This window comes from Nocardiopsis sp. NPDC006832, from assembly GCF_040635885.1.
In the GTDB taxonomy this organism is placed as follows: Bacteria; Actinomycetota; Actinomycetes; order Streptosporangiales; family Streptosporangiaceae; genus Nocardiopsis.
The window spans coordinates 1-20203 of record NZ_JBEYLC010000085.1; the positions used below are offsets into that span (position 1 = coordinate 1).

Genomic DNA, 20203 nt, shown 5'->3' on the forward strand with positions numbered 1-20203 from the left:
GCCCAGGCCGAGCTTGCCGGGGGACAACGAGGTGGTCGCCTCCACGGCTCCGGGCAGGTCGAGCATGCCGGCGCCCTGGCGGTGGACGTTGTCGAGCACGCCCATGTCCGGGTCGCCCCACCACATGGTCGGGTCCGCGGAGTTCTGGAGCACGTCGCGTACGTCGTGGGCGTCCAGGTCGGGCCGGGACTCCAGGACCAACGCGACGCCGCCCGCGACGTGCGGGGACGACATCGAGGTGCCGCTGACCGTGGCGTAGCCGCCTTTGGCCATGGGGTAGGTGGAGTTGATCAGACCGCCCGGGGCGCCGATGTCCGGCTTCAGGGACAGGTCGGCGCCCAGACCGTAGGAGCTGAAGCTGCTGATCAGCCCGCCGGTCGGGTTCGGGATGGTGGTCTCCTCACCGGTCCAGGTGAGGGTGACGCTCTCGCCGGACTCCAGGAGCTCCAGGAGGTGCGCGCCGGACTCGTCGGAGACGCCGACGGAGAAGGCACCGCGGTCGACGATGCCGCCGCCCGCGAACATGCCGGGCAGGTTGTTGTAGACCACGACACCGGTGGCGCCCGCGTCGACGGCGGCGTCGTACTTCTCGGTGAAGGTGCACTCGCCGCGGACCATCAGCGCGGTCTTGCCCTCGGGGTCGCCTTCGAGTTCGTCGCCCGCGGCCAGACAACCGCGGCCGATGTCCACGATCTCGTCGGTCTCCCCGGACGTCGGTGGAAGCGTGGCGTCGTCCATCTCCATGTAGGCGACGGTCTCGCCGCTCTGGGTGACCTCGGCCGCGGCCGCGCGGATGTGCGTGTTGTCGTAGGCGGCCACCCCGATGACGTCCTCGCCCAGACCGGGCGCGCCCGCGGAGTACAGGCCGGTGGCGCCCTCGTTGCCGATGGAGGCGACCACGACCATGCCCTCGTCGACCAGTCGGTCGGAGGCGACGGCGGTCGGGTACTGCGGCCAGGAGTGCGCGGAGCCGATGCTCATGTTGAGCACGTCCATGTCGTCGGCCAGGGCCTGCTCCATGGCGGCGATCATGATGTCGGACGTGGTGGAACCGGCGCAGCCGAACACCTTGTAGGCGCCGAACTCCACGTCGGGCGCCACACCGGTGACCTGGCCCTGGGCGCCGACGATGCCGGCGACGTGGGTGCCGTGCCCGTTGCAGTCCTGTGGGTCGTCGTCGGGGATCGGCTCGGCGTTCTCGGGGTCGCCGGCGTTGAAGTCGTCACCGACGAAGTCGTGGCCGGTCACCACGCGTTCGGATGGGAACCCGCCGGGGCCGCCCAGGTCGGGATGGGTGTAGTCGACTCCGGTGTCCATGATGGCCACACGCAGTCCCTCGCCGGTCAGACCGAGCTCGCTCTGCGCGATGTCGGCGCCGGTCATGCCCAGGGCCGTGTCCATCTCGGGCTCGTTGTCGGCGATCTCGGGGATCTCGTGCCGCATGACCGGGTGAATGGCGGCCACACCGGGGATCTCCCGGGCCGTTCCGATCTGATCGTCCTCCATCTCCACGGAGACGCCGTTCCACAGTTCGGTGAAGGAGTGGCGTTCGGTGTACTCAAGGCCGTGTTCTCGGGCCTCGGCGTGGAATTCGGTGTGTTCGTCGTCGACACGGGCGACGGAGGTGCCCTCGGTGGTGGGTGGGCCTTCGAGTTCGATGAACCACAGGTCCTGGACCTGGTGGGTGAGCTCGCCGTTGCCCGCGGTGGGGGCGGGGTGCAGGGGAGCGAGCCCCTGTTCCTCGTCCGCGGTCGCGGGTGTGGCCGCCACCAGGCCGGCGATGAGTGTCAATCCGGCCAATGGGGCCAGGCGTGATCGGTGGGGTGCCACCTTGTCAACACATCCCTTCTCGTGCGCGCCTCAGGACAGCGGGGGAATCGACGACCCACCGGGTATGGAGTGCACACACGGAGGGGATACGCCGGAAGTGTCCGTATTGGGAGGATCGGCGCGCATGGCAACGAGATCATTGCCGTGTGCGATGTGGGGTGTCAATGTTCATTCAGACTCAATATGGCCACATGGCGTGACGAAGTGCCGTGAGTTTCCTCCGGGGTTGCAATGGTTTATAAAACGGACGGAAGACGTATTTCGTCTTAATGTCCATGAAAACGGTTGGGTTGGCTTCCGGAGCCGGAACGTGACCGTTTCACGAAAACGACCGTCCGTAACGAAGGACACGCAGGTCGGAGTGGTCGCACACGCCCGAGTCGGTCCCCAAGTACCGCGCAGTAGAGTTGGACGCGCTGTGCCGTCCCACCCGGGTCGGTACCAGCCGGTGTCGATCGAGCGAAGTCCGGCAGGCGGCCACATCCGGCCGCCGGATCCGGCGCTGTCCCGCAACTGTGAAGCCCCGCCGAGCGCGGGGACGAGCCAGGTCGCCTCGCCGACGCCGACGTCCCCTGTCCTCGTGGGAAGGACCGGCCGTCCCGATCTGGGCCGTGCTCCTCCCCGCACGCACTCGAAGGAGCACCGTGCGGATCGCCCGCCAGCTTCCCATCGCCCTCTTGGGCGCCACGCTCGCCCTCACCGCCTGCGGTACGGACGACCCCGAACCGGAGAACACGGAGGAGACCACCGAGACCGCGTCGGCGGAGTGCGGTGTCCCCGAGCCCGCCGAGCGTACCGAGATCGGTGACGGCACCTTCCCGGTCACCGTCGACGACTCCGTCGGCGAGGTCACCCTGGAAGAGGCGCCCGAGCGCATCGTCTCGCTCTCCCCCAGCACCACCGAGTCCCTCTTCGCCATCGACGCCGGCGACCAGGTCGAGGCGGTCGACGAGTACTCCTACTACCCCGAAGAGGCCCCCACCACGGACCTCAGCGGCTACACCCCCAGCGTCGAGGCCATCAGCGAGTACGACCCCGACCTGGTCATCCTCTCCGACAGCGCCATCGACAGCGTGGAGCAGCTCGACGCCGTGGACATCCCCACGCTCGTGCTGGGCGACGCCGCCGACCTGGAGGACGTCTACGCCCAGATCCGCCTGCTCGGCGAGGTCACCGGCAAGACGGAGGAGGCCGACGCGGAGGCCGACCGGGTCGAGACCGATTTCAACGCCGTCGTCGAAGAGGCCTGCGGAGCCCTGGGTGACACCGAACTCACCTTCTACCACGAGCTCGACGACACCCTGTTCTCCGTCACCTCCGCCACCTTCGTCGGTCAGGTCTACGACGCGTTCGGCCTGGTGAACATCGCCGACCAGACGGACGACACCGAGAGCGGCGGCTACCCGCAGCTGTCCACCGAGTTCGTGGTGGAGGAGAACCCGGACCTGATCTTCCTGTCCTACGGCGACGAGTCCGCCGTCGAGGACGTGGCCGAACGCCCCGCCTTCGACACCGTCACCGCGGTCGAGAACGACGCCGTGCACCTGCTCGACGAGGACACCTCCTCCCGCTGGGGACCGCGTGTGGTCGACTTCGCCGAGACCGTCGGCGAAGCCGTCCAGCAGAGCGCGGGCGAGTAGAGGAAGGGCGGAGGTAGGGCGGTGAAGGGCTTCGGGGTCCCGTTCGGGTGGTTGCTGGCCGGCGTGGTCGTGCTGTGCACGGCCGCGGTGTTCGGCGTCTCGGCCGGGGCGGCCTCCCTGACCGCCACCGACATCCTCCGCCACTTCGTCGGTCTCCTGCCCTTCGGCTGGGTGGAGTCACCCCTGACCGAACGGCAGGAGGCACTGCTCATGGAGCTGCGCCTGCCCCGAGTGGTGATGGGCGCGATCGTCGGCGCACTCCTGGCCACCGCGGGCGGCGCCTACCAAGGGGTCTTCCGCAATCCACTGGCCGACCCCTTCCTGCTCGGTGCCGCCGCCGGCGCCGGGCTGGGAGCCACCATGGTCATGGTGTTCGGCGGCGACCTCGTCGCCGACCCCCGGGCGCTGGTCCCCGTGGCGGCCTTCGTCGGCGCGCTCCTGGGGGTGGCCGCCGCCTACGCGCTCGGTTCCACCGCCGGAGGAGGGGGCACCGCCGCTCTGGTGCTCGCCGGGGTGGCCGTCTCCTCCTTCCTGTCCGCGGCGCAGACCCTCGTCCAACAGATGGGCATCGACCAGCTCCAACGCATCTACGCGTGGCTGCTCGGTGGCCTCGGCCGGGGCGGCTGGGACGACGTGCGGCTCATCGCCCCCTACGCCGCGGTGGGACTGGCCGTGCTGCTGCTGTCCGGTTACCTGCTGGACATGCTGGCGCTGGGCGACGACAAGGCCGTCAGCCTCGGCCTCAACCCGGCCGCGGTGCGCCTGGTCGTCATCGCCGCCGCGTCCCTTGCCACCGCGGCCGCCGTGTCGGTGAGCGGACTCATCGGGTTCGTCGGCATCGTCGTGCCGCACATCGTGCGCCGCCTGGTCGGCTCCAACTATCGGGCGATCCTGCCGGTCACCGTGTTGGCCGGCGGTGCCTTCCTCGTCACCGTCGACATCGTGGCGCGCACGATCGTCGCCCCCGCGGAACTGCCCATCGGCGTGGTCACCGCCTTCCTCGGAGCACCGTTCTTCGTGCTCATCCTGCGCACCACACGCCATCGCGGTACCTGAGCCCCGTCCCGGGCCGTGCCCGGTGGACCGGACGTGATGCGAACGCGTCGGACACTCTGGAAGACTGGCTCACGCTATGGACATCACCTTGCTCGTAAGCATCATCGTCGTCGTCGCCCTCCTGGTGGTCGGCGGGTTCTTCCTGGTCAGGACCCGAAGCTCGGTCGCGCCGGGCAAGGAGGAGACCAAGCCCGAGGTCACCGACACCCCTAAGGCGCCCGCACCGGAGGAGGACCGGGAACGGGACGAGGGGACGGTACGCACGCCCCCCGCCCACGCGCCTCCGGCGGAGGAGGCCGAACCCGAGGCCCCCGCCGCCCCCGCCGAACCCGAGATCGAGACCCCGCCCCCGTCAGAGGGACGCATGGTCCGCCTGCGGGCCCGATTGGCCCGTTCCCAGAGCTCTCTCGGCCAGGGATTGCTCAACCTGCTCTCCGCCAAGAACCTCGACGAGGACACCTGGGAGGAGATCGAGGACACGCTGATCACCGCTGACATCGGCGTGACCTCGGCCACCCAGATCGTGGAGAACCTGCGCACCCGGGTCAAGGTGCTCGGCACCCGTGACACCGAGGAGGTGCGGAGCCTGCTCCGCGACGAACTCCTCGAACAGATCGGTGCCGGCACCGACCGTGTCGTGCGCACCACGCCGCACGGCGACCGCCCGGCCGTGGTCATGGTCGTGGGAGTCAACGGCACCGGCAAGACCACCACCACCGGCAAGCTCGCCCGTGCCCTGGTCGGTGACGGTCGCAGCGTGGTCCTGGGCGCCGCCGACACCTTCCGCGCGGCAGCCGGCGAACAGCTCCAGACCTGGGGTTCCCGGGTCGGCGCCCCGGTCGTGCGCAAGGAGGAGGGCGCCGACCCCGCCAGCGTCGCCTTCGACGCGGTCGCCCGTGGAATCGAGGACGGGGCCGACACCGTCATCATCGACACGGCCGGACGCCTGCACACCAAGACCGGGCTCATGGACGAGCTCGGCAAGGTCAAGCGCGTGGTGGAGAAGAAGTCCCAGGTCGACGAGGTCCTCCTCGTCCTGGACGCGACCACCGGACAGAACGGCCTGCGCCAGGCGCGGGTGTTCGCCGAGGTCGTGAACGTCTCCGGCATCGCCCTGACCAAGCTCGACGGCACCGCCAAGGGCGGCATCATCGTCCAGGTCCAGCGTGAGCTGGGCGTCCCGGTCAAGCTCGTCGGGCTGGGGGAGGGCCCCGACGACCTGGCGCCCTTCGACCCCGAGGTCTTCGTGGACGCGATCCTGGGCTGAGTCCCGAACCCACACGAACCCACCGAAGAGGCCGGCGCACCAGCGGGTGCGCCGGCCTCTTCGCGCCTCCGCTTCACCGCTCCGTAACACCGTCCGCGGTCCTTTTACGCCCGCGCAACACGTGGGGCTCCGATGGGTAACACCGGAGATGGACCGTTGTCGCCGTGGTGATCCGAGACGGGCCCGAAGACGCGCTCGCCGACCGGTGCCCTCGTCGAAAGACGACCTCACCCGTCCATCCCATGGAGGCGACGAAATGATCGACACCGGCAATACCGCGTGGCTGCTGATGAGCGCCGCGCTGGTGATGCTCATGACCCCGGGCCTGGCGTTCTTCTACGGAGGCATGTCGCGGGCCAAGAGCGTCCTCAACATGATGCTCATGAGCTTCAGCAGCATCGCGATCGTCAGCGTCCTGTGGGTGCTCATCGGGCACTCGTTGACCTACGCTCCCGGCCACGGTGCCCTGGACCTGTTCATCGGCGGCTTCGACTACGTCGGACTGACCGGGATCATGACCGAGGTCGAGCCGGCCGCCGACGGTGAGGGCGGCTACCCGCTGCTCGTCGACGCCGGCTTCCAGCTGATGTTCGCGGTCATCACCGTGGCCCTGATCAGCGGGGCCATCGCCGACCGCGCCAAGTTCGGCGCCTGGCTGCTCTTCGCCCCGGTGTGGGCGCTCCTGGTCTACTTCCCCGTCGCCCACTGGGTCTGGGGCGGCGGCTGGGTCGCGCGCATGCACGAGTGGACCGGGCTGCCCGAGGTCATCGACTTCGCCGGTGGAACCGCCGTCCACATCAACGCCGGCGCGGCGGCGCTCGCGCTGGTCCTGGTCCTGGGCCGACGCAAGGGCTTCGGCTCGGAGTCCACGCGCCCGCACAACCTGCCGTTCGTCCTGCTGGGCGTCGCGCTCCTGTGGTTCGGCTGGTTCGGCTTCAACGGCGGTTCCGCCTACGCCGCCAACGAGCAGGCCGCCCTGGCCCTGGTCAACACCCAGGTCGCCACCGCCGCCGCCACCGCCGCGTGGATGCTGGTCGAGCGCCTCCGCTACGGCAGGGTCAGCGCCCTCGGTTTCGCCTCCGGCGCCATCGCCGGTCTGGTCGCGATCACCCCGTCGGCCGCCAACGTCACCCCGGTCGGCGCGATACTCGTCGGTGCCCTGTCCGGTGCCGTGTGCGCCTACGCCATCAGCCTCAAGTTCCGGTTCAAGTACGACGACGCCCTGGACGTGGTCGGGCTCCACATGGTCGGCGGCGTGATCGGCTGTCTGGCCCTCGGGTTCTTCGCCTCCTCGGCGGTGCCCGGTGGCGGCGACGCCGGTCTGTTCACCGGCGGGGGAGCGGGCCTCCTGGCCGCCCAGACCATCTCGGTCCTCGGCGTCACGATCTACACGTTCGTCCTCACGTGGGTCATCGCCAAGGTGATCGACCTCATCATCGGCTTCCGTCTTCCCGAGGAGGTCGAGACCAACGGCCTCGATCACGAGTTGCACGCCGAATCGGCCTACGCCTTCGAGGAGCTCGACGCGTTGGCCACGGAAACTCCGGAAGCGGTCTCCTCTCCGACGCCTCCGGGTGGGGAGACGACCTCACCGCGGGTCGATGCCTGACCTCAACGTCGAGGTGAGGGTCTCGATCCGTTGACGCGGTGAGGCGATCCAGGGGCCGACGGGCATGACCCGTCGGCCCCGTCCATGTGTCCGAAACGGGCATGCCGGGGTTTTTCGGGCGTCGGTTCTCCCAGCTTGTCGGATATGTGTACGTAATCAAGTGGCACTGTTGGCAGTGACCCGTGTCTGGGTTCGGTACCCTTTCGAAGCGGTGCGACGGTCCCTTCCCGCATACGCCGGGACATCGACGGAACACGCACCGATTCACCACGTGCCGGGGAACGGTAGGCCGGGCCGCCAAGAGCCCGATCCCTCCCCGATGACTCACTTCAACGCCGATTCGTATCAGCACCCCTCAGCCGATGGGGGCAGGAGGCAAGATGGCGCCGGTTACTCGAAAAAGGGGTCACAGGGGCGGACGGTTCACGCTCGCCGCGGTGGGAACCATCGCCGCGCTGGGACTGGCCGCGTGCTCCGGTGGCGGTGACGAGGCGGAGGAGCCCGCCACCGAGACCGCGGAACCCGTCGACGCCGCGCCCTTGCTGGAGGAGGCCCTGACCGCCCTGGCCGACTACCCGGCCGTGGTCGCGACCGGGCAGATCGCCGCCAGTGTCGGCGCGGACGTACAGGAGACCGAGCTCACCGTCGCCGACGGTGGGGCCACCCGCGGCACCTTCCAGGTCAACGGTGCCGAGGCCGAGGTACTCGCCGCGGACAGCAAGCTGTTCCTGCGCGCCGACGAGGAGTTCTGGCTGGACCGGAGCGTCTTCGGTCCCGACAGCGACGCCTTCGAGGGCAATTGGGTGCGTTCCTCGCCCGCGCAGGCCGGACTCAACCCCTCCAGCACGCTCGCTCCGCCCTCGCTCGCCGAGACCCTCGGGGCGATGGAACTGGAGAGCGACGAGGCGGTGGAGGAGGACCTGGACGGCACGCGTGCCTACCGGGTCGACCTCGCCGGCGAACGCAACCAGCTGTGGATCGACGCCGAGACCAACCAGGTCCTGCGCATCGCGATCGAGGAACTGGTCCCCGAGGGCGCCGAGAGCGGTCCCCAGGTACGCCTGGACCTGGCAGCGGCCGAGGAACCCGCGGTGGAGGAGCTCTACACCGGCCTGGCCACCGCCGTGGAAGAGGAACTCGGTTCCTCTCGCGACGCCCGGGTCGAGGCGGCCTGGGACGGCGAGGCCGGCATGAGCTGCGACGAGGGGCCCAGCTGCACCTGGTCCGGCACCGTGCACGACGCCGGTGACAACGGCAGCGGCACCGTCCTGGTGCGCATGGACGTCACCTTCGCCAACGAGGAACTCGGCGACCAGGAGTGCTCGGAGTCCGGCGCGCTGGAGGCCGGCGGCACCCTGGACCTGTCCTGCGGGGTCGACTACGACGTCACCAGCTCCGACCCCGAGGAGTACAACATCGACGCCGACGCCGTTCTGTCCACCCGTGGGCTGACCTCCACCCAGCAGGAGGAGATGATCGCCGCCGTCAACGAACAGCATGAGGCCACTCTCTCCGGTGGCGAGGACACCGGTGAAGAGGGCGCCGGGGAGGGTGAGGAGGGCCAGTAGCCCTCGTAGCCCTCCCGTGAACCGGGGCGGGGACCGAAGGTTCCCGCCCCTCCAACGTCCGGCTGCCGCGCCCGCCCGCACAGCGCCCCAGGTGGCGACGTGCGGGTAGGCTAGGAAGCCATTCCCGATACGAAGGACTGGCTGAACTCGTGTTCGAGACGCTTTCCGACCGGCTGACATCGGTCTTCTCCTCGCTGCGCGGCAAGGGGCGCCTCTCCGAAGAGGACATCAACGCGACCGCGCGCGAGATCCGTCTCGCGCTGCTCGAAGCGGACGTCGCACTACCCGTGGTCCGCGAGTTCATCGCGCGGATCAAGGAGCGCGCCCGCGGCGAAGAGGTCTCCAAGGCCCTCAACCCCGCCCAACAGGTCATCAAGATCGTCAACGAGGAACTGGTCGAGATCCTCGGTGGCGAGACGCGGCAGATCCGCTTCGCGAAGACGCCCCCCACCGTGATCATGCTCGCGGGTCTTCAGGGCGCGGGTAAGACCACCCTGGCGGGCAAGCTCGCCAAGTGGTTGTCGGACGACCGCAACACCCCGCTGCTGGTGGCCGCCGACCTCCAGCGTCCCAACGCCGTCACGCAGCTCCAGGTGGTCGGTGAGCGCGCGGGCACCCAGGTGTTCGCGCCCGAACCCGGCAACGGAGTGGGCGACCCGGTTCAGGTCGCGCGCGAGTCGATCGAGCACGCGCGGCGCAACAACCACAACGTCGTCATCATCGACACCGCCGGCCGCCTCGGTGTGGACACCGAGATGATGCAGCAGGCGGCGGACATCCGTGACGCGGTCGAGCCCGACGAGATCATCTTCGTCGTCGACGCGATGATCGGTCAGGACGCGGTCAACACCGCGCAGTCCTTCCTCGACGGCGTCGGCTACGACGCGGTGGCGCTCACCAAGCTCGACGGTGACGCCCGTGGTGGTGCGGCCCTGTCGATCCGGCACCTCACCGGCCGCCCGATCATGTTCGCGTCCACCGGCGAGAAACTCGAGGACTTCGACCTCTTCCACCCGGACCGGATGGCCTCGCGCATCCTGGACATGGGCGACGTCCTCACCCTCATCGAACAGGCCCAGCGCACGTTCGACGAGGCCGAGGTCGAGAAGATGGCCTCGACCATGGCCTCGGACGAGGACTTCACGCTCGACGACTTCCTCGAACAGATGAAGATGGTCCGCAAGCTCGGCCCCATCGGCAACCTGCTCGGGATGATGCCCGGCATGGGCCAGATGCGCGAGCAGATCGACAACATCGACGACAAGTCCCTGGACCGCATCCAGGCGATCATCCAGTCGATGACCCCCGCCGAGCGCACCAACCCCAAGATGATCAACGGGTCGCGCCGGCTGCGCATCGCCAACGGTTCGGGTACCCAGGTCGGCGACGTCAACGGCATGGTCACCCGCTTCTTCGAGGCGCAGAAGATGATGCGCAAGATGAAGAGCGGCGGCGGCATGCCGGGGATGCCCGGGATGCCGGGCATGCCGGGTGGCGGCGGCAAGAAGGCCAAGAAGGGCAAGAAGCCGAAGAAGGGCAAGCAGCGCAGCGGCAACCCGATGAAGGCCCGTCAGCAGGAGGCCGAGCGCGCCGCCGAGCGGCAGCGCCGCCAGGAGGAGGGGCCGCAGACACCGCAGCTGCCCCCGGGCCTGGGCGGCGGCGGTGGGCAGCAGCCCAGCCTCCCGCCCGCCTTCGGTGGACCGAACATGCCGGACCTCTCGGACTTCAAGTTCGGTAAGAACGACGACAAGTGATCGGTGGCGCGGCCGTTCCCCACGAAGGGGGATGGCCGCGCTTTCGAATGTGACCGGACTCGTCCGTGGTCCTGGCCGAGGAACCCGCCGGCGTCTGGCACAATGAGGAGTCGACTAACGGCGGTGGGCCGGCCCTCTAACTAGTCCGCCGCTCATGTCCTGCCTCGACGGGTTCCACAACCCCACGTGGGTCGCCGGTCAGGCGCTAACACCGTTTTCGGGAGAAGACCACTCCAGTGGCTGTCAAACTGAAGCTCAAGCGTATGGGCAAGATTCGTACGCCGCAGTACCGTGTCATCGTCGCCGACGCCCGCAACAAGCGTGACGGCAAGGCGATCGAGGAGATCGGCAAGTACCACCCCAAGGAGCACCCGAGTCTCATCGAGATCGACTCCGAGCGGGCCCAGTACTGGCTCTCCGTCGGCGCTCAGCCGTCCGACGCGGTGAAGGTCCTCCTGCGCAAGACCGGTGACTGGCAGAAGTTCAAGGGCCTGCAGGCTCCGGCTCCGCTCCAGGTCGCCGAGGCCAAGGACCCGGAGGCCAAGGAGGCCGCCTTCCAGGCCGCGCTGAAGGAGCTCGTGCTCCCCGGTCAGGAGAAGAAGACCAAGAAGGCCGAGAAGAAGGCGGAGAAGCCGGCCGAGAAGCCGGCTGAGGACGCCGAGGCCGAGAAGAAGTCCGAGGGCGAGGCCTGATCGTGCTGGAAGAGGCGCTTGAGCACCTCGTGAAGGGGATCGTTGCGAACTCCGAGGACGTCCAGGTGAGAGCCAAGCGGCTCCGCAAGGGCAAGGTCCTGGAGGTCCGGGTCCACCCTGACGACTTGGGCAAGGTGATCGGTCGCAACGGCCGCACCGCCAAGGCACTGCGTACCATCATCGGCGCGCTCGCCGGTGGTCGTTACGTGCGTGTGGACCTGCTGGACCTGCACGAAGTGCGCTGACGCGCCTCCCGGGGCGCCGGCCGAGAGGTCGGTGCCCCACACCCGTGCCCGGGCACCCCTGTGGGGCGCCCGGGCACGGTTTTCCCCGAAGCCTTCCAAGGCGCCACCGAGGCGCCCGGTCGAGCTCCCGGGCCGGTATCGATCGAAGGAAAAAGGACTCATGCGACTCGTGGTGGGCCGGATCGGCCGTGCGCACGGCATCCGCGGCGACGTGGCCGTCGAGGTGCGCACCGACGACCCCGAGGCCCGGTTCGTGGAGGGCGCCGTCCTGAACACCGACCCCGGGTCGGTGGGACCACTCACCATCGCCTCGATCCGTCGACACAGCGGGAAGCTGCTCGTCCGTTTCAAGGGCATGGCCGACCGCGACGCCGCCGAGGCGCTGCGCGGCACCGCCCTCCTGGTGGACTCCGAGGACATCGCGCCCCTGGACGATCCGGACGAGTTCCACGACCACGAGCTCATCGGTCTGACCGCGGTCGCCACCGACGGCACGACCATCGGAACGGTCGACGACGTCCTCCACTACGCCCAGGACGTGCTGGTGATCACCGCGGAGGCCGGCCACGAGGTCCTCGTGCCGTTCGTCGCCCCGATCGTCCCCGAGGTGGACGTGACCGCGGGGCGGATCACGCTGGACCCGCCGCCCGGCCTGCTCGACCTCCACACCAACGACTGAGCGGCCGAAGCCGCCCGGTCGCCGAGCGAACGAGACCGAGTACGCCGTGCGCATCGACATCATCAGCATCTTCCCCGACTACTTCGCCCCCCTGGACCTGTCCCTGATCGGCAAGGCCCGTACCGCGGGCCTCCTCGACGTGCGCGTCCACGACCTGCGCTCCTGGACCCACGACCGGCACAACACCGTCGACGACACCCCCTATGGGGGCGGCCCCGGCATGGTGATGAAGCCCGAACCGTGGGGGGAGGCGCTCGACGAGGTCATCGCGGACCGGCCGGCCAGGCTGATCCTGCCCACCCCCAGTGGACGCCCCTTCACCCAGGCCGACGCCGAGCGTCTGGCCGGTGAGGAGAACCTGGTGTTCGGCTGCGGCCGGTACGAGGGGATCGACTCCCGGGTGGCGGTGGACGCGGCCGGCCGGATGCCGGTCGAGGAGATCAGTATCGGCGACTACGTCCTCAACGGGGGCGAGTCCGCGACGTTGGTCATCGTGGAGGCGATCACCCGGCTGTTGCCGGGGGTGCTCGGCAACCGCGAGTCCCACGTCCAGGATTCCTTCGCCTCGGGCGGCATGGAACGGCTGGTCGAGGGCCCGGTGTACACCAAACCGCACGTCTGGCGCGACCAGGAGGTCCCGGCGGTACTGCTGTCCGGAAACCACGGAGCGGTGGACCGGTGGCGCCGTGACCAGGCGCTGCGCAAGACCGGGCGCAACCGTCCCGACCTGATCGCCGCTACCCCCGACGAGAACCTCGACAAGCGCGACCGCGAGGTGCTCGCCGAGGAGACGACGCAGGACTGAGCGGGGGACTGAGCGGGGGCCCTCGGGACTTCGGGCGGGTTCGGGGCGGGCCTTCGGGAGGATCACCAAGGCCACACCGCCGTTGGTTCGAGTGGCCGCGGAGGATATGGCAAACTGGGAGGGTTCCCCCTCGGTGACCCCAAGGCATCCGCATGCCGGCGGTACGACGTCGGCCTCTGTGTCGGTCACCGGGTGGTTCCACAGTTCAGACCCAATAGGGCCTCGCCCGCGAACCCCCTCCTCGGAACAGCCGAGGGGCAGGACGCGGCGCGCTATCGATGAGGATTCGCGAGATGCACACCGTCATTCAGGAGCTTGAGAAGGCTCAGCTTCGCACCGACATCCCGGAGTTCCGTCCGGGTGACACCCTCAACGTCCACGTTCGCGTGACGGAGGGCAGCCGCACCCGTGTCCAGGTCTTCAAGGGTGTCGTGATCCGCCGACAGGGCGCGGGCAGCCGCGAGACCTTCACCATCCGCAAGGTGAGCTACGGCGTGGGCGTGGAGCGTACCTTCCCGATCCACACCCCGGCCATCGAGAAGTACGAGGTCGCCGCCCGCGGTCGCGTGCGTCGCGCCAAGCTGTACTACCTGCGCGAGCTGCGCGGGAAGGCCGCTCGTATCCGCGAGCGCCGCGAGCCCGTCACCAAGTAACCTCACTTCTCGTAACCGCATCCGGCCGGAACCGTGCCGCCCAGGTGGGAGGCAGGATAGGCTTTCGGCCGATGGACGAAGACGAGAAGGGCCTCGGTACGGACGGGGTCCAAGACGAGGATTCCGCCCGGCCCGGCCCGGAGGAGCAAGGCTCCGCCACTGGCTCCCAGACCCACGATGGTCTGGGAGCCAGTGGTGTCTCCGCAGCCGAGGATCAGGAGTCGGAGGAGAAGGCGGAAGCGGCGATGAGCAAGTCCCAGAACAGTGCCAAGAAGGGGTCGTTCTGGAAGGAACTGCCCATTCTGATCGTGATCGCGTTGGTTCTCGCGTTCGTGATCAGAACCTGGTTGATGCAGGCGTTCTACATTCCCTCCACATCGATGGAGAACACCCTGCTCGTCGGCGACCGGGTCCTCGTCAACAAGGTCGTTTACCAGGTTCGGGACATCGAGCGCGGTGAGGTCATCGTCTTCAACGGCGACGGGTCGTGGGACGATCCGAACACCGTGGAGATCCCCGAGCCCACCAACCCGGTCAGCGGCGCGTTCACCTGGGTGCAGCAGCAACTCGGTGCCGCGCCCTCCGGCAAGGAGTACATCAAGCGGGTCATCGGCCTGCCGGGGGACACGGTGGAGTGCTGTGACGAGCAGAACCGTCTGCTGGTCAACGGCGAGCCCCTCGACGAGGAGGCCTACCTCTACCCGGGCAGCGTGGAGAGTCACACCGAGTTCGGGCCCATCGAGGTCCCCGAGGACCACCTGTGGCTGATGGGCGATCACCGTGCCATCTCGCACGACTCGCGCGCCAACCAGAACAACCCAGGTGGCGGCGCCGTCCCGATCGACCACGTGGTGGGGCGGGCGTTCGTCATCATCTGGCCGTTCGGCCAGGCCGGTGCGCTGAGCGTTCCGCCGGCCTTCGAGGAACTCGAATCCGAGTAGGGGTGGGCCCACCGGCTCGACGTCAGAGGACCTTCGGACGGGGTCGGGTGACCGAAGAGTCGAAGGAAATCCGTTCGACGGTGCGCAAAAGCGCGTTCCGTGACGCATGATGGATCTGGGATCGTATCGGCGTTCTCCGAACGCGTGGTCCGCCTCCCCGACGGGAACGAAGTCGGGTGGCGGCGGTGTCCACGGTCGGAGGACCGGCACATCACGACCGGAGAGTGCTGACGAAAGCGAGCGAGCGGATGAGTTCTGAGGACCTGGAGAAGTACGAGGCCGAGATGGAGCTGCAGCTCTACCGGGAGTACCGCGATGTGGTAGGCCTCTTCGGCTACGTGGTGGAGACCGAGCGTCGTTTCTACCTCACCAATCACGTGGACCTGCAACCCCGCTCCACGGAGAACGGGGAGATGTACTTCGAGGTCGTGATGGAGGACGCCTGGGTCTGGGACATGTACCGTCCGGCCCGGTTCGTCCGCAACGTGCGCGTGGTGACGTTCAAGGACGTCAACGTCGAGGAGATCACCAAGTCCGACCTGGAGATGCCACCGACCGAGGGGCCGCCTCCCGGCGAGTGAGCCCGGGGTTGTCCACAGGCGGGAAATTCCCTCTGGTGCGAAGCGAAGCGATCACCGACCGTGGTAACGGGAGGTGGTCGCTTTGCTACGACAGTGGGCCGAGTACCGGCACACCCTGGGCCGGAGCGGTGAGGAGCTCGCCGCCCGGTACCTGGAGCGGGCCGGGATGCGTCTCTTGGACCGCAACTGGCGGGCTCCGAACGGCGCCGGGGAGATCGACATCGTGGCCCGGGAAGGGCCCGTGCTGGTGGTCGCCGAGGTCAAGACCCGGGGTTCCCTCCACCACGGCCACCCGCTGGAGGCCATCGACGAACGCAAACGTCGCCGATTGCGGGCGTTGGGGCGTTCCTGGGCCTTGACACACCGCCGTCACCCGGGCCCGCTCAGGGTCGACGGCGTGTGCGTCCTGTTCGACCGGGGCCGGGTGCTCCTGTCGCACGAGCGGGGGCTGCGCTGATGACGCTCTCCCGTACCCACTGCGTCACCCTGCTGGGCGTGCAGGGGCACATCGTCGAGGTGGAGGTCCACCTGGGCGGCGGCGACCCCGGGGTGACCCTGGTCGGTCTGCCCGACGCGGCGTTGCGCGAGGCCAGGGATCGCATCCGCGCGGCCGTCGCCAACAGTTCCGAGAACTGGCCCAGCGGCCAGATCACCATCAGCCTGTCCCCGGCCAGCCTGCCCAAGTCCGGCAGTCTGTTCGATCTGGCCATCGCCGGCGCGGTGTTGTCCGCGGCCGGTGAGGTGCCCGCGGGCCGGCTCGAAGACACGGTGCTCATCGCCGAACTCGGTCTGGACGGTCGAGCCCGCCCGGTCCGCGGGGTCCTGCCCGCGGTGGTCTCCGCCGCCGGGCAGGGATTCACCCGGTTCGTGGTGGCCACCGGCAACGCCGCTGAGGCTCGGCTGGTCCCCGGTGTGGAGGTGATCGCCGTCGCCGACCTCGCCGGGGTGTGTTCCTGGTTGCGCGGTGAGGTTCTGGACCCACCCGAGGAACCGGCGGAGACCGGGCCCGCCGTCGAGGACCACGGTCCGGACCTGTCCGACGTGCTGGGCCAGCCGGTGGCTCGCCGGGCGGTGGAGATCGCCGCCGCGGGCGGGCACAACATGATGATGCTCGGACCACCGGGAACGGGGAAGAGCCTGCTGGCCGAACGGCTGCCCACGGTGCTGCCTCGGCTCGACCGGAACGAGGCGCTGGAGGCCACCGCCATCCATTCGGTGGCCGGCCTGCTTCCGTCCGGCGCCCCGATGATCATCCGAGCGCCCTTCGCGGCGCCGCACCACACCTCCAGCCGCGCGGCCATCATCGGTGGTGGTAGTGGTAACCCGGGACCGGGTTGGGTGTCCAAGGCCCATCGGGGCGTCCTGTTCGTCGATGAGGCGCCACAGTTCGGTCGTGGGGTGTTGGACTCCCTGCGCGAACCCCTCGAACGAGGCGAGGTGGTGATCGCCCGGGCCTCCGCCACCGTCGCCTTCCCCGCCCGATTCCAGTTGGTCATGGCGGCCAACCCCTGCCCCTGCGCCAAACCGGGCAACCTGTGCACCTGCCCGGCGGGGGAGCGCAGGAGGTACTTCTCCCGGGTCTCGGGCCCCCTGCTGGACCGGGTCGACCTCAAGGTGGAACTCCAACCGGTGGCCCGGGCCGAACTGCTGGCCGACCGGGCCTTCGCCGAGTCCTCCGAGGTGGTGGCCGAACGGGTCGCCTCGGCCCGCGCCCGCGCTCGCGTCCGCCTGGCCGACACCCCGTGGAACACCAACGCGGCCATCCCGGGCGCCCGACTGCGCCGCGACTTCCCGGTGGCCCCCAACGCCCTGCGGGTGCTGGGCCTGGCCATGGACCGCGGACAGATCAGCGCCCGAGGTGTCGATCGCGCGCTGAGAGTCGCCTGGACCCTCGCCGACCTGGCCGGACGCGACCGGCCAGGCGAGGAGGAGACCGCCTACGCGTACGCCCTCTGGTCCGGTCGCGCCTGGTGATCGACTCGGCCACGGGCGACCGAAGCGAAGACCGGGGAGCGACGGAAGGGCGGAGAGCGGCGGAAACGGATATGGGACGAGGGACGGACCAAGACGGGAGGGGTGTGGGGTGAGCGGGGACGAGGAGGCGGCTCGGGCACGGGCCGGACTGACGGCGGTGGCGCGGCCCGGTGACCTCTGGCTGGCACGGTTGCTGGTTGAGCACGGGGCGGAGCGGGTGTGGGCGGAGTTGGTGGCCGGGGCGCCGCCGCCGGGATGGGACGGCGAACCACCGCCCCGATGGGCGATCTGGGCCCGGCGGGCGGTCCGTGTGGACGTCGATCGCCTGCTCGCGGACTCGGCGGAGGCCGGGGTGCGGTTCGTCGCTCCAGGAGACCCCGAATGGCCGGGGCGGCTGGACAACCTGCCCGGGGACCGGGACTGCTATGGGCTCTGGGTCCGTGGCCACGGGGACCTGCGCAACCTGTGCCTGCGTTCGGTGGCGATCGTCGGTGCGAGGGCGGCCAGTGCCTACGGGGAGCACGTGGCCTCCGAACTCGCCTACGGGTTGGCCGAACGCGGCTTCACCGTGGTCTCCGGGGGCGCCTACGGCATCGACGGGGCCGCGCACCGGTCCGCGCTGGCGGCCGGACACACCGTCGCGGTGTTGGCCGGCGGGTTGGACGTGGACTACCCGCGCGGGCACGCCGGCCTGTTCGCCGACGTGACCCGGGCGGGGGCACTGGTGAGCGAACGTCCGATCGGTCGCTCCCCGCGTGCGCAGGACTTCCTGATCCGCAACCGGCTCATCGCGGCGCTCACGCCGGGAACCGTGGTGGTGGAGGCGGGTCGGCGCAGCGGGGCGCTCAACACCGCCACGCACGCCAACGATCTGCACCGGATCCTGATGGCGGTGCCGGGGCCGATCACGTCGGCGACCTCCGTGGGCTGTCACCGGCTCCTGAAGGAGGGGCGGGCCACCTGTGTCACCGGGGTCGGTGACGTGGTGGAGCAGATCGTTCCCGTGGGGGAGACCTCCCTGCCGGGCCCGGCGGACCTCGATCCGGAGACGGCCCGGGTGCTCGCGGTGGTGGACCGACGCGGAGTGGGCACCGCCGAGGTCGCCAGACGTTGCGGGGAGGGCCTGGAAGGGGCGATGCGCTCCCTGGGGATGCTCGCCGCCGCCGGGATGGTCGAACGCTGCCCCGACGGCTGGCGCCTGCCCGGCGGAAAGGAGGGCGGATGAGTCACCGGGCCCGAAGCCGCGCCGTGGCCGAACCCCGACCCGACGGGTACCCGGACATCCGCCCGGGTACGGTTTCGACATGGCAGAACTGTACAGCGACGCTCTCTTGGCCGACGGGCCGCTCCTGTTCGTCTCCGGACAGATCCCGGAGGCCTCCGACGGCGAGATCGCCCTCGACATCACCGGGCAGACCCGGCAGATCTTCCAGAACCTCACCGAGATCCTCGACAGGCACGGGGCGGGGCCGGGCCACCTGGTCAAGTTGACGTACTACCTGCGCCACATCACCGACCTCGAAGACTTCCGTGCCGCGCTGCTGGAATGCCTGCCCGACGGTCACCTGCCCGCGGCGACCCTGGTGGAGGTGAGCGGCCTGGTCCACCCCCGCTACCTGGTGGAGATCGACGCCGTCGCCTGCCTGCCCCGGGACCGCGGTTGACCGGTCCGCAGGCGCTGGAACGGCTGGCCGGGCACCTGACCGGAGAACTGGGGCGCTCGCCCCACACCGTCCGCGGTTATCTGTCCGACCTGCGCTCCCTCCTCGCACACCTGGACGAGCACGACGCCGGCCCGGCCGACCTCGACGTCCCCCTGATCCGGGCCTGGCTGTCCAAGGCACGAGAGGCGGGAGCGGGCCGCTCCACCATCGCCCGTCGAGTGGCGGCCGTGCGTGCCCTCACCCGGTACCTGCACCGCGAGGGGGTCCTGGCGGTGGACCCGGGGCCTCGGTTGTCCGCTCCTGCCCAGCAGCGCCACCTGCCGGCGGTCCTGGACGAGGAACAGGCGCGCTCCGCGCTGTCCGGGCCCGCCCCGGAGACCCCCGTGGAACTGCGCCGCCACGCCGTCGTCGAACTGCTCTACGCCACCGGGATCCGGGTCGCCGAACTGTGCGCCCTGGACCGGGCCGACCTCGATCGAACCCGTGACACCGTCCGGGTGCTGGGCAAGGGCGACAAGGAACGCACCGTCCCGGTCGGTGGGCCCGCCCTGGACGCGGTCGACGCCTGGATCTCCCGTGGTCGACCCGACATGGCCGACCCCCGCAGCGCCGACGCGCTCTTCCTCGGTGCCCGCGGCGGACGTCTGGGCGTACGCCAGGCCAGAGAGGACGTGTACGCACACCTGCGCGCGGCCGGGGTGGAGGGAGGCCCGCACGGGCTGCGGCACAGCGCCGCCACCCACCTGCTCAACGGCGGTGCCGACCTGCGCAGCGTGCAGGAGTTCCTGGGCCACGCCAGCCCGCGCAGCACCCAGATCTACACGCACGTCTCGGTGGATCGGCTGCGTGACGCCTACCGACAGGCCCACCCGCGCGCCTGACCCTGTGGTCGTGCCCGCGCCCGCCCTCGGCCCCGTGTCCGTACCGGCCCCGTACGGACACGGTCCGGGCCGCCGTCGCCGTCGCCGGGACGGGCAGGAGACGGACCTCACCACGTCCCAGCAGGGAGAGCGGGTCCAGGTAGGCACGGCCGCGCAGCAGACCCCAGTGCAGGCAGGTCCGTTCCGCGCAGTGACGTGGTTCGTCCGCCACCGCGCCGATCGGCTCGGTGGCGACCGGATCGCCGCGGGAGACGGAGGCCTCCACCGGTGAATAGGTGGTGTGCGTCTCTCCGTGGGTCACGCTCACCACACCCACCCCGGCGACACTGCCGGCGAACCGTACCCGGCCCGGCCCCGCCGGGTA

General features: G+C 69.8%; 20 protein-coding genes. 19 read left to right on the forward strand and 1 reads right to left on the reverse strand.

Features of this window, described 5'->3' with window-relative positions; translation table 11 throughout:
• Positions 1–1830: S8 family serine peptidase (locus ABZ717_RS26245; RefSeq protein WP_358515168.1), on the reverse strand; the 1830-nt coding region annotated here is incomplete at its 3' end.
• 644 nt (positions 1831–2474) lie between these two features.
• On the opposite strand from ABZ717_RS26245, the gene ABZ717_RS26250 reads away from it, so the two are divergent.
• From ABZ717_RS26250 to ABZ717_RS26340, 19 genes are all read left to right on the forward strand, one after another.
• Positions 2475–3470, forward strand: coding sequence for an ABC transporter substrate-binding protein (locus tag ABZ717_RS26250; RefSeq protein WP_358515171.1), 996 nt, complete (start codon positions 2475–2477; stop codon positions 3468–3470).
• Between the two features lie 21 nt (positions 3471–3491).
• Positions 3492–4526, forward strand: a complete 1035-nt coding sequence (locus ABZ717_RS26255) for an iron ABC transporter permease (protein ID WP_358515174.1) — start codon at positions 3492–3494, stop codon at positions 4524–4526.
• 76 nt (positions 4527–4602) lie between these two features.
• Entirely contained in the window at positions 4603–5793 is a 1191-nt protein-coding gene (ftsY, locus tag ABZ717_RS26260; RefSeq protein WP_358515177.1) for a signal recognition particle-docking protein FtsY, read from the forward strand.
• A gap of 256 nt (positions 5794–6049) precedes the next feature.
• Positions 6050–7402, forward strand: a complete 1353-nt coding sequence (locus ABZ717_RS26265; protein WP_358515180.1) for an ammonium transporter — start codon at positions 6050–6052, stop codon at positions 7400–7402.
• A gap of 380 nt (positions 7403–7782) precedes the next feature.
• Complete coding sequence (locus ABZ717_RS26270) at positions 7783–8970, forward strand: hypothetical protein (RefSeq protein ID WP_358515182.1); 1188 nt, start codon at positions 7783–7785, stop codon at positions 8968–8970.
• Positions 8971–9119: 149 nt separating this feature from the next.
• A complete protein-coding gene (gene ffh / locus ABZ717_RS26275; RefSeq protein WP_358515185.1) occupies positions 9120–10724 on the forward strand; it encodes a signal recognition particle protein in 1605 nt (534 codons plus the stop codon).
• Positions 10725–10960: 236 nt separating this feature from the next.
• Positions 10961–11416 (forward strand): 30S ribosomal protein S16, encoded by a 456-nt coding sequence (gene rpsP / locus ABZ717_RS26280; protein WP_067601811.1) that lies wholly within the window; start codon positions 10961–10963, stop codon positions 11414–11416.
• Positions 11417–11418: 2 nt separating this feature from the next.
• A complete protein-coding gene (locus ABZ717_RS26285) occupies positions 11419–11661 on the forward strand; it encodes an RNA-binding protein (RefSeq protein WP_067601808.1) in 243 nt (80 codons plus the stop codon).
• 160 nt (positions 11662–11821) lie between these two features.
• Complete coding sequence (gene rimM / locus ABZ717_RS26290; protein ID WP_358515188.1) at positions 11822–12340, forward strand: ribosome maturation factor RimM; 519 nt, start codon at positions 11822–11824, stop codon at positions 12338–12340.
• A 46-nt stretch (positions 12341–12386) separates the two neighbouring features.
• Positions 12387–13145: a tRNA (guanosine(37)-N1)-methyltransferase TrmD gene (gene trmD / locus ABZ717_RS26295; RefSeq protein ID WP_358515191.1), complete on the forward strand. Its 759-nt coding sequence runs from the start codon at positions 12387–12389 to the stop codon at positions 13143–13145.
• A gap of 293 nt (positions 13146–13438) precedes the next feature.
• Entirely contained in the window at positions 13439–13798 is a 360-nt protein-coding gene (rplS, locus tag ABZ717_RS26300; RefSeq protein WP_358515194.1) for a 50S ribosomal protein L19, read from the forward strand.
• A 71-nt stretch (positions 13799–13869) separates the two neighbouring features.
• Complete coding sequence (lepB, locus tag ABZ717_RS26305; protein ID WP_358515197.1) at positions 13870–14739, forward strand: signal peptidase I; 870 nt, start codon at positions 13870–13872, stop codon at positions 14737–14739.
• Positions 14740–14987: 248 nt separating this feature from the next.
• Positions 14988–15320 (forward strand): DUF2469 domain-containing protein, encoded by a 333-nt coding sequence (locus ABZ717_RS26310; protein WP_304072742.1) that lies wholly within the window; start codon positions 14988–14990, stop codon positions 15318–15320.
• Between the two features lie 82 nt (positions 15321–15402).
• Complete coding sequence (locus tag ABZ717_RS26315; protein ID WP_358515200.1) at positions 15403–15777, forward strand: YraN family protein; 375 nt, start codon at positions 15403–15405, stop codon at positions 15775–15777.
• Positions 15777–17294 carry a YifB family Mg chelatase-like AAA ATPase gene (locus tag ABZ717_RS26320; protein ID WP_358515203.1) on the forward strand — a complete coding sequence of 506 codons (1518 nt, stop codon included), beginning with the start codon at positions 15777–15779 and terminating at the stop codon, positions 17292–17294. The genes ABZ717_RS26315 and ABZ717_RS26320 overlap by 1 nt, the downstream gene beginning before the upstream one ends.
• A gap of 109 nt (positions 17295–17403) precedes the next feature.
• The gene (gene dprA / locus ABZ717_RS26325) at positions 17404–18519 is read left to right on the forward strand and encodes a DNA-processing protein DprA (protein ID WP_358515206.1); all 1116 of its coding nucleotides are present in this window, start codon (positions 17404–17406) and stop codon (positions 18517–18519) included.
• 79 nt (positions 18520–18598) lie between these two features.
• The gene (locus tag ABZ717_RS26330) at positions 18599–18958 is read left to right on the forward strand and encodes a RidA family protein (RefSeq protein ID WP_358515209.1); all 360 of its coding nucleotides are present in this window, start codon (positions 18599–18601) and stop codon (positions 18956–18958) included.
• On the forward strand, positions 18955–19839 hold the full coding sequence (locus tag ABZ717_RS26335; RefSeq protein WP_358515212.1) for a tyrosine recombinase XerC: 885 nt from the start codon (positions 18955–18957) through the stop codon (positions 19837–19839). Before ABZ717_RS26330 ends, ABZ717_RS26335 begins: the two co-directional genes overlap by 4 nt.
• 10 nt (positions 19840–19849) lie before the next feature.
• A complete protein-coding gene (locus ABZ717_RS26340; RefSeq protein ID WP_358515215.1) occupies positions 19850–20110 on the forward strand; it encodes a hypothetical protein in 261 nt (86 codons plus the stop codon).
• The last annotated feature ends 93 nt before the right edge of the window (positions 20111–20203 follow it).

Excerpts from the sequence above, each read along its gene's own strand:
- ftsY (WP_358515177.1), top strand. The coding sequence starts at position 4,603 with ATGGACATCACCTTGCTCGTAAGCATCATCGTCGTCGTCGCCCTCCTG.
- ABZ717_RS26265 (WP_358515180.1), top strand. The coding sequence starts at position 6,050 with ATGATCGACACCGGCAATACCGCGTGGCTGCTGATGAGCGCCGCGCTG.
- ABZ717_RS26270 (WP_358515182.1), top strand. The coding sequence starts at position 7,783 with ATGGCGCCGGTTACTCGAAAAAGGGGTCACAGGGGCGGACGGTTCACG.
- rimM (WP_358515188.1), top strand. The coding sequence starts at position 11,822 with ATGCGACTCGTGGTGGGCCGGATCGGCCGTGCGCACGGCATCCGCGGC.
- rplS (WP_358515194.1), top strand. The coding sequence starts at position 13,439 with ATGCACACCGTCATTCAGGAGCTTGAGAAGGCTCAGCTTCGCACCGAC.
- lepB (WP_358515197.1), top strand. The coding sequence starts at position 13,870 with ATGGACGAAGACGAGAAGGGCCTCGGTACGGACGGGGTCCAAGACGAG.
- ABZ717_RS26310 (WP_304072742.1), top strand. The coding sequence starts at position 14,988 with ATGAGTTCTGAGGACCTGGAGAAGTACGAGGCCGAGATGGAGCTGCAG.
- ABZ717_RS26320 (WP_358515203.1), top strand. The coding sequence starts at position 15,777 with ATGACGCTCTCCCGTACCCACTGCGTCACCCTGCTGGGCGTGCAGGGG.
- ABZ717_RS26330 (WP_358515209.1), top strand. The coding sequence starts at position 18,599 with ATGGCAGAACTGTACAGCGACGCTCTCTTGGCCGACGGGCCGCTCCTG.